Origin of the sequence: Ureaplasma diversum NCTC 246 (assembly GCF_000731915.1) — a bacterium.
Lineage (GTDB): Bacteria > Bacillota_I > Bacilli_A > Mycoplasmatales > Mycoplasmoidaceae > Ureaplasma > Ureaplasma diversum.
In genome coordinates this window covers 1-531 of the sequence record NZ_JFDP01000093.1, presented here as the reverse complement: position 1 = coordinate 531, position 531 = coordinate 1, and the positions used below count along the sequence as shown (strand labels likewise).

The 531-nt window shown below is 24.3% G+C and carries 1 protein-coding gene; it reads right to left on the bottom strand.

Annotated elements, in window-relative coordinates; genetic code table 4:
* Window positions 1-134: 134 nt before the first annotated feature.
* On the bottom strand, window positions 135-531 hold a 397-nt coding region (locus tag UDIV_RS04655; RefSeq protein WP_038103675.1), incomplete at its 5' end, for a glycoprotease.

Below are 531 nucleotides of genomic sequence, written 5' to 3'. Positions count from 1 at the left end.
TAATAAATCCATATTGTTCTTGATCTAGATACATTGATCTTAGATTAGATTCACTATAAGCTTCATACTGATTAAAGATTAATTGTTCTAAATGAGCAATTTGTTTAATTCATTGCTCATTTAAAGAACTATTATTAACTAAGATATAACTTAACATAATTAGCTTTTAAATCTTCTAGTTTAGTATTAGTAAAGTTATCAAATACTAAACTATTAACTAATTGATTAAAATCAATATTATTAGCATCAATAATAACTTTGTTTTGGTTATTAACAATGATCTGTTCTAATTGATCATTGTTAATGATTTGATAATCAGATTTTATTTTATTATCTAAGACTAATAAATAGCTTTTAGATCCTTTGGCATCTAAGTGTAATAAAACATTAGAATGATCTAAAGCATATATGCTTAAAGCATCATTGGTGAATATTTCTATATGAGAGTAAACTGCTTTTAGAGTTCTTGCTATGATTATTCCAACTCTAACTCCTGTAAAACTACCAGGACCAGTGTTTAAATATAGTTGA